Source organism: Photobacterium phosphoreum (assembly GCF_002954725.1).
Classification (GTDB): Bacteria; Pseudomonadota; Gammaproteobacteria; order Enterobacterales; family Vibrionaceae; genus Photobacterium; species Photobacterium phosphoreum.
In genome coordinates this window covers 872,133-880,727 of the sequence record NZ_MSCQ01000001.1, presented here as the reverse complement: position 1 = coordinate 880,727, position 8,595 = coordinate 872,133, and the positions used below count along the sequence as shown (strand labels likewise).

10 protein-coding genes are annotated in these 8,595 nt (G+C 38.2%); 9 read left to right on the top strand and 1 reads right to left on the bottom strand.

Annotated elements, in window-relative coordinates; all coding sequences use genetic code 11:
- Both BTO21_RS03875 and BTO21_RS03870 read left to right on the top strand, forming a co-directional pair.
- A partial coding sequence (locus tag BTO21_RS03875; RefSeq protein WP_105026690.1) for a fructosamine kinase family protein occupies positions 1-777 on the top strand: 777 nt, incomplete at its 5' end.
- Positions 778-964: 187 nt separating this feature from the next.
- Entirely contained in the window at positions 965-1,168 is a 204-nt protein-coding gene (locus BTO21_RS03870) for a CPXCG motif-containing cysteine-rich protein (RefSeq protein WP_045026412.1), read from the top strand.
- Here the strand turns inward: BTO21_RS03870 and BTO21_RS03865 are convergent.
- Positions 1,165-1,779, bottom strand: coding sequence for a riboflavin synthase (locus BTO21_RS03865; RefSeq protein ID WP_045026414.1), 615 nt, complete (start codon positions 1,777-1,779; stop codon positions 1,165-1,167). The genes BTO21_RS03870 and BTO21_RS03865 overlap by 4 nt on opposite strands.
- 269 nt (positions 1,780-2,048) lie before the next feature.
- On the opposite strand from BTO21_RS03865, the gene BTO21_RS03860 reads away from it, so the two are divergent.
- From BTO21_RS03860 to BTO21_RS03830, 7 genes are all read left to right on the top strand, one after another.
- Positions 2,049-2,687: a hypothetical protein gene (locus BTO21_RS03860; RefSeq protein WP_052672573.1), complete on the top strand. Its 639-nt coding sequence runs from the start codon at positions 2,049-2,051 to the stop codon at positions 2,685-2,687.
- A 14-nt stretch (positions 2,688-2,701) separates the two neighbouring features.
- Positions 2,702-3,736: a glycosyltransferase family 2 protein gene (locus BTO21_RS03855; RefSeq protein ID WP_065192829.1), complete on the top strand. Its 1,035-nt coding sequence runs from the start codon at positions 2,702-2,704 to the stop codon at positions 3,734-3,736.
- Positions 3,729-4,109 carry a GtrA family protein gene (locus BTO21_RS03850; protein WP_045026416.1) on the top strand — a complete coding sequence of 127 codons (381 nt, stop codon included), beginning with the start codon at positions 3,729-3,731 and terminating at the stop codon, positions 4,107-4,109. Before BTO21_RS03855 ends, BTO21_RS03850 begins: the two co-directional genes overlap by 8 nt.
- Positions 4,106-5,260: a membrane protein gene (locus tag BTO21_RS03845; RefSeq protein WP_045026417.1), complete on the top strand. Its 1,155-nt coding sequence runs from the start codon at positions 4,106-4,108 to the stop codon at positions 5,258-5,260. The genes BTO21_RS03850 and BTO21_RS03845 overlap by 4 nt, the downstream gene beginning before the upstream one ends.
- A gap of 207 nt (positions 5,261-5,467) precedes the next feature.
- Entirely contained in the window at positions 5,468-6,838 is a 1,371-nt protein-coding gene (locus BTO21_RS03840; protein ID WP_045026419.1) for an MATE family efflux transporter, read from the top strand.
- A gap of 102 nt (positions 6,839-6,940) precedes the next feature.
- Entirely contained in the window at positions 6,941-8,008 is a 1,068-nt protein-coding gene (locus tag BTO21_RS03835) for a DUF3080 domain-containing protein (protein WP_045026420.1), read from the top strand.
- 94 nt (positions 8,009-8,102) lie between these two features.
- The gene (locus BTO21_RS03830) at positions 8,103-8,363 is read left to right on the top strand and encodes a DUF5062 family protein (RefSeq protein WP_065192825.1); all 261 of its coding nucleotides are present in this window, start codon (positions 8,103-8,105) and stop codon (positions 8,361-8,363) included.
- Positions 8,364-8,595: the final 232 nt, after the last annotated feature.

Sequence of the window (8,595 nt, the reverse complement as noted above, 5' to 3'; positions counted from 1 at the left end):
CAATGCTATTGTGTTGGTGATGGAGAACAACGTTTTTTTATTAAACTTAATGATAAAGATCAACTCGCAGTTTTTAAAACAGAAGCCGAAAGTTTACGTATCCTCAATGAAGCCAATTGTGTCCAAGTTCCTCAGCATTTCCATCTTGGTACTTGTCGCGACAAATCCTTCCTGATTCTCAATTATCTTCCCACTAAAACCATCGATGACGATGCAGGCTATACACTTGGTCAACAATTAGCCCAACTGCATTTATGGGGTGAGCAAGCTGAATATGGTTTTGATTTTGATAACTATATTGGTTTAACGCTTCAGCCTAATAAATGGCGTCGGCGCTGGGATAAATTTTTTGCAGAGCAGCGTATTGAATGGCAATTGCAACTTTGCGAAGAAAAAGGACTTCATTTTGGTGATATTGATACGATCACTGCGAATGTCGCTCAGCGTTTGAGTAATCACCAACCCAAGCCTTCCCTACTCCACGGTGACTTATGGCATGGCAATACCGCATTAACCGTCTCTGGGCCGATCCTTTTTGATCCTGCCACCTACTGGGGAGATCGTGAATGTGATGTCGCAATGACCGAATTATTTGGCGGTTTTCCAGCCAGCTTTTATAAAGGCTATCAGTCAGTATATCCTTTAGATGAAGGCTATCAAGATCGTAAAGATCTGTATAACCTTTATCACATTCTTAATCACTGCAATCTATTTGGCGGTGAATATATGGGCCAAGCACAGAATATTATTACCAAACTTATGTTATGGGATGAATAACGTCTCTTGTTTATTTACTCGCCGTACACCCACGCTATCGCCACTCGGTGTTGGTGTACGGTAGGTTGATATACCATAACTATAACGCGAGTATTCGCAAAATTGATAACTACCAGCTAGGATCAATAATAATATACGACACGATATATCAAACCATGCCTCTAATGTCTGTATATAAGGATCTATTATGCACAAATATTCAAATCAAAATATTAGCTGCCCACATTGTGGTCATATAATTAGAATTCCTCTTGATGCGAGTGCTGGCAGTCAGGAATTTTATGATGATTGCTCGATCTGTTGTAATCCGATCCATTTAACCATGGAAGTAGATGAATTACATAAAACCATTAATCTATTTGTTGATGCTGATGATGAGCAAATATTTTAACGCTGCTCTTTATTTGCCATTACACGTTCAACCGTATCAACGATAACTTGTGTTTGTGGATCGATTTCAATATTAATCACATCATTGATCGTACGATATTTAAGATTAGTTCGCTGTAAGGTTTCGGGGATCAAATTGACATTAAAACAACCGTCTTTCACTTCACCAATCGTTAAACTAATGCCATCAATACCAATATACCCCTTCGCAAAAATATATTTCATTAATTGTTCTGGCACAGAAAACCACACTTGATGATTATTCTCAAAAATATTCACCGCTGAAACAATCGCTGTCGCCATAATATGACCTGACATTGCATGACCACCAATTTCATCCCCAAATTTAGCAGCACGTTCAACGTTAACATTATCTCCCACATTAAGCAGGCCTAAATTAGTAACATTCAATGTTTCCTGCATTAAATCAAACGAAACTAATTCTCCTTCAATATGAGTCACCGTTAAACAACAACCATTGTGTGCAACAGAAGCACCTAATGCTAATCCCTGCATCAGTGCCTCAGGAAAACGAATAATATGCGTTTGAAAGTTCTGTTGTTTATTAATACTAACGACGGGCACTATGCCTTGTATAATTCCGGTAAACATACCTATTCCTTATGCCTATTTATTAAATTAACCTATTCTTATAATATGGGTTTATCAGATAATATTCGATTGAAAAAACACTTATCCGGTTAATAACATAACAAATCTATCAGCTATAGTTGTCAAAAATCACTTTTTGACACTAAGGTGACACTTTACAATACGATAAGCGTATTACTTGTATGACAATAGAAGTTAGCTAATTTTGCCTAACTTTTTTCTGTTTTATATAGCTCGTCAACAAATAATACGTATTAAAGGTACACTTTATGGCCGCTAACGTCTCATCAACCGTTACACAGTCTCTACAGCAACAACCAAAACAACCTGCTTTGCGAATACTACTTATCGGCTTATTAGTGGTGTTATCTGGGTACTATATTTGGGTACTTTATAAAGCAATAACGCCCAATGTTAGCCTTGCCTATAAAGCCTATTATATTAAAAACCAGACATTATATTGGCAGCCCAAGCAACCCAATCTGGCGTTAACATTGCCAAGTAAATTAGAGACAATAAATAATGTCCCTAACTTATCCCGTGCAGGTTGGAGCTTTGATACCAATAACAATATGCGTGAGCTAACTCAACAAGGTGGCTTATATTTTACGCTACCCACGGCACCAACAGCCAACGTTACTATCACGTTTACCTTGGCAACAGCACCCCAACAGATAAAACCACTGGCGTTTACCTTTAATCATTATCAAGGCACATTATTGCCACACGCACAGGGAAAAACATTTGTTGCTCAATTGCCCAAACAACAGTTTTTATCGACCCCAAAGCAGTTACAAACATTCATATTAACGACACCAACACCACTACAAGTTACTACTATTAGCTTAGCAGCAACGAAAGCCGATACTTTATCTTTGCCACATCATACTGGTCATATTAATCAATAAATTGGGAACATAGAATGAATCATAAACCAAACCCGCTTGATTATCGTTTATCACTGATTGTGCCAGTCTACAATGAAGAAGTGGCTATTGAGCCCTTCTTAGACGCTATTAATGACAAACTGAGTAGCATTCGCTCACACATCGACATTATGTTTATTAATGACGGTAGTAAGGATAATACCAAGCTCGTTATAGAGAAAATGATAACGCAAGATCCCAGTATTTCATTAGTTAACTTTGCGCGTAATTTTGGTAAAGAAGCCGCTATGACTGCGGGTTTAGATTACGTACAAGGTGACGCCGCCGTTATCATGGATGTTGATTTACAAGATCCACCTGAAGTGATCCTTGAATTTGTCACATTATGGCTAACGGGAAATTATGACACTATCTATGGTGTTCGCGTAGATCGCTCACAAGATACTTATACCAAACGCTTAACTGCTGGCGGCTTTTACCGTTTCTTCAACTTTTTATCAGCAGAAACGACCTTACCTGAAAATGCAGGTGATTTTAGATTAATTAATCGCTGCGTGATTGAAACGGTAAAGCAATTACCTGAACGTAACCGTTTTATGAAAGGTTTATTAGCTTGGTCATCATTACGTGCTATTGGCGTTAACTTTCAACGTCCTGAACGCTTAGTCGGCGACACCAAATTTAATTATTGGAAGTTGTGGAATTTTGCGATGGATGGCATCACCAGCTTTACCGCTTGGCCATTACGTGTTTGGGGCTTTGTCGGTTTTGGTATTTCATTATTATCTTTCATCTTTTTAATGTACATCGTTATCAGTGCGCTGTGTTTTGGGGTTCATACACCAGGCTATGCGTCTACTATTTCAGTAGTGCTTTTTTTAGGCGGTATCCAGCTTATTTCTTTAGGGGTCATTGGTGGTTATGTCAGTCGTATTTATACCGAACTTAAACATCGACCAATTTATTTAGTTGAAGATATTTATGGTAATTATAAACCTAATCAACAGTCATTAGATCCGCAAAATAAAATATCAACAGCCTTAGATAAGTCTAGTAATTATTATGAATGAGTCTTTCCTTAAACATTTTTGGCAACTTAATCGCTTTGCTATTGTGGGATTATTAGCTACAGCCGTTCATCTCTCCGTGGTGCGGTTATACTTTTTTCAAATAGCACACCCATCAGAATATGTTGCGAATATACTTGGTTTTTGTCTCGCTTTTTTAGTGTCATATTTTGGTCATCGTCATTTTACTTTTGCTCAAAAAGGCTCGTTTTTTAAATTTCTGGCCGTATCTTTATTTGGCTTTTTCATTAATAACCTCATCTTGGTGACGTTACTACAAACGGCACACGTTAAAGGTTGGGTTGCGGTGACAATTTCAACTTTATGTGTGCCAATTATTACTTTTATTTTATCGAAATTCTGGGTCTTTAAATGAATCCCTTATCCCTTATAGACATTCGTCTTACTCGCAAAGATTGGTTGAATTTAATTTTTGCTGTCATTGTTAGCCGTATCGTCATCTATGCCCTTGGTCTTTGGGGCGTGAGTATGTTCATGACGGGGCACTATGCCGAACAACCGTTATTACAAACCGTTTGTCGTTTTGACTGTGTGTGGTTCTATCGCATTATTAATAATGGCTATGATCTGATTCCACAGTGGCTTGGTCAAAAGAATGCCGCCAATTGGGCATTTATGCCATTACAGCCCTTTCTAGGGTGGATATTCTCGCACTTAACCACTTTTGAAAACCCGATTAATAACTATCGCTTTGGGTTAGCATTTGCGTCTAACCTCGCGTTTTTATTTAGCATCCCAATGGTATTAATGGTACTAAAACAACTAAAAATCAGTGCCGCGACACGTTCTACCATGGTGTGGATCTTATGTTTTTCACCTTATACGGTTTATTCCTCTGCCGGTTATACCGAGCCACTATTTATTGCTTTAGTGGCTGGCGTGTTCTTATTTAGCTACCGTCAGCAATGGTTTTGGGTCGCTATTTTAGGCATGCTGGCAGCTATAACCCGTAACCTTGGGGTGTTTTTAGTTTTCCCTGTATTAATTATTGCGATTCAACACTACGGTATTCAAAGTTTCTTTCGCTTTAAAACACCCGCATTAAAAGTATTAGCGGCTATTTGGGTGATCCCAATTGGCTTTTTTGGTTTTATGACTTACATGTATTTTCATGTTGGAGATGCGCTGGCGTTTGGACATATTCAAATCGCGTGGGGACGTCAACTTACCAATCCATTCCATTGGCTAATGTTTGGTTTTGAAACGGGAGGCCCTAAATTATACCTCACCATTATGGCGCTGCTGGCTTTTGCACTTAATATTTACTTAGTGGTACGTAAATATTATGCCGAAGCACTGTTTATGTTCATTTGCTTAATACTGCCTCTTTCGTCAAGCCTTAATGCCATGCCACGCTACGCATTTGGTCTTTATCCTACCTTCCTTGGGTTAGCCTTACTTGTCGAACGTTACCCAAGTATTAAGACGCCAATACTGTGTATTTTTAGTGCCGCAAGCACCTTTATTGCGATTGGTTTCTTTGGGCATCAATTCTTTACTGTTTAACTTAATACTAGAACTGTCAACTTAACCTAACGGCCTCGATGATCACCTATCGAGGCCGTTTGTTTTTATCCACATAAAGTGTTAAATATTACTTGGCTTTATGCGTTTTATTTATATAATCCAGCCATCTTTAGAATGCATTAAAATAGTGTCTAACAGCTATTCATTCCTCCCCTTTTTGTTTCCTCATTTTTGGAGCTATGCTGAGTGCAAAACTACATCAAAGAAACATCACAATTACTCAAACTTGCGATACCCGTTTTAATTGCTTCAGTTGCCCAAACATCTATGGGTTTTGTTGATACCGTGATGGCAGGCGGTGTAAGCGCAACCGATATGGCAGCGGTTGCGGTTGCTGCAAGTATTTGGCTACCTTCGATTTTATTTGGGGTCGGGTTGCTGATGGCGATAGTTCCTATCGTCGCTCAACTGAGTGGTTCAGGTAAAAAAGATAAAATACCGTTTGAAATTCAGACCGCTTTTATTCTTGCTGTATTGATTTCCATTCCAACGATGTTGATCTTATACAACGCAGGTATTTTAATTCATTATATGAATGTCGAACCGGTATTAGCTGAAAAAACAGTGGGTTATTTACATGCGGTATTATTCGCTGTACCTGCATTTCTATTCTTCCAAACTCTAAAAAGTTTCTCTGAAGGCTTATCATTTACTATTCCTGGTATGGTCATTGGCTTCTTAGGCTTATTACTGAATATTCCTCTAAACTGGATTTTTGTTTACGGTGAGTTTGGTATGCCAGCACTCGGTGGTGTCGGTTGTGGTATTGCAACGGCTATCGTGTATTGGTTTATGTTCTTTGCAATGCTTGCGTTTGTGTTAATCAATAAGCGCCTTAACCGTCTGAATGTGTTTGGGGTAATTTATCCGCCTAAATTTGCTGCGATTAGTCGTTTGTTTAAATTAGGCTTTCCGGTTGCTGCCTCATTATTTTTTGAAGTGTCTTTATTTGCAGTGATCGCATTACTGATCTCGCCACTTGGACCACTGAAGGTAGCATCACACCAAATTGCAATGAATTTCTCATCCTTAGTGTATATGTTACCAATGAGTTTAGCGGCAGCAGTCAGTATCCGTGTCGGGCATAAAATGGGACAAGAAGATATTATTGGCGCTAAGATTGCCAGCCATTGCGGATTAATTGTGGGCATATCATTAGCCTTTTGTACTGCGATTTTAACCGTGATTTTCCGTGAACAAATTGCATTACTTTATACTGATAACCCTGAAGTTATTATGTTTGCGGGTCAATTATTGTTATTAGCTGCTATCTACCAATGTAGCGATGCGGTACAAGTTGTTGCTGCTGGTGCGCTGCGTGGTTATAAAGATATGCGCGCAATCTTCTTCTGTACTTTTATTGCTTACTGGTTACTTGGGTTGCCAATTGGTTATATTCTAGGAATGACCGATTGGATAATTAAACCTATGGGACCTGAAGGGTTCTGGATTGGCTTTATTATTGGCTTAACATCTGCTGCTGTCATGCTTGGTGCACGTATGCATTGGGTTCATAAACTCGATCATCAGCGCCAAATTGAAATGTCATTACGTTAATAGCGAGTTATGTATTATTAAAAAAGTGATCTGAGGATCGCTTTTTTTTGTCTAAAACTTCAAGGTTGCATATGCTTAACTTATCGTGACTAACGTTAGAGTATGATGAAAATATTATTAGTGCTGTGTTGTACATTGCTACTCACTAGTTGCAAAGAAAATGCCACAAACGCACTGCTAAACACTTATCAACAACGACTCGCTAATGTGTTGGAGATTACGCCAGCAGACACTCTGCCGTTAAATTTACCTATCTACCCTGACACACGATCACTCAAACAACCTGTTGCAGATATTCGAATGGGGTTATTAGACGCTTATGAGTTACGCCAATGTGGTTTATTTCAGTTAATTGCTGAACGTAATTCGGTCTTAGGCAAAGTACAAGATCAAACGCGTCAGTTACGTTATGAGGTGCTGTTTTTAAAACAACTCAATCATTGTTTAACGATGCTTAATAGCAATAGCACCAGTGAATTACAATCTCAGCTCAATGATATTTATCAGCAAAAACAACAACAATTACCGCTGGTGATATGGAATATGGTGTTTACAGGTAAAGAATGGCGTCAACAATTTACTCTAGGTCATCAATTATTGGAACCACAGCAATTTGGCGGCTATATCGAGACTGTTGCTGCTTTTAATTATTTAGATACATTAACGACCACAATGACCTCACAGAGTATATCGCAAGCATTGGTAACACTCACACCTAACCATATTGAACAACTGCTTTATCACCAACAGCAAATTCATAACACACAATATCTTGGGCAACTGTTTTATTCGATGGCGCAGATCACTACGGAGTTGAATACGATCACTGCTCAACTTACTCAGCATGAGAACAATGTTATTTGCGGTAAAAATATCAATCAACAGCAAGCGCAATATTTACGTAATGTTTTTTATAAATATTACGTCAATGATATTCAGCCCTACTTAAGTAAACTACAGTCTCAGTATCAACAATTACAACCGTATTTAGATAGCCTCTATACAACACTGATTCAACACCATGATCAACCACCAGCAATGATGACATTATACGCGCGTTATTATTTTCAAGGTGAAGTGCAACGCCAATTTCAACAAGCCACTATTGAGCATGTTAGTTATTGGCAGCGATTATTTAAACGTTGCCAATTTAAGGTTGGGCATCAATAAGTTGCTGTTAACCTCAATTATCATTTTTGCTACTATTAGTTCATTTTGAGAATAGGTAAACTACACTACATTGTAGAGGTTCAGGGAGATAAGAATGAAAAAACATAAAAACGAAGCAAAACTATTAAAAAAAGCATTAGAACTCGGTTTCGCCTTTGCACAAAAACAAGGATTTAATGATTTAGACCGTGGCGTTGGCTCAACAGATCGCGTTGAATGTATTTATCGCTTATTAGTGCAATGTAAACAAATCACCCCATTAGCTATCGATAAAGAAGATGGCGTTAATATGAAACATAAACTGGTATTGTGGATTATTCGTCTATTACCAGAAAATCACGAGCTGCTTCAATAACCCCAACATATTGCCACGAGTATATTTACTCGTGGCTCTTACTTCCTAATTACATGCGTAATATCACATTAGTCTATTTAATCATCACCAAAATTAACCAAACTGGCTATTGTGCAAGCAAACGCACTGAATTTAATAAAAAAGTCTATTTAAACACTTGCCTAGATGAAAGTGACTCGCTACTATGCTTGTCATTCGCTGATTACGATTAAACAGTAATTAAGCTGAAATT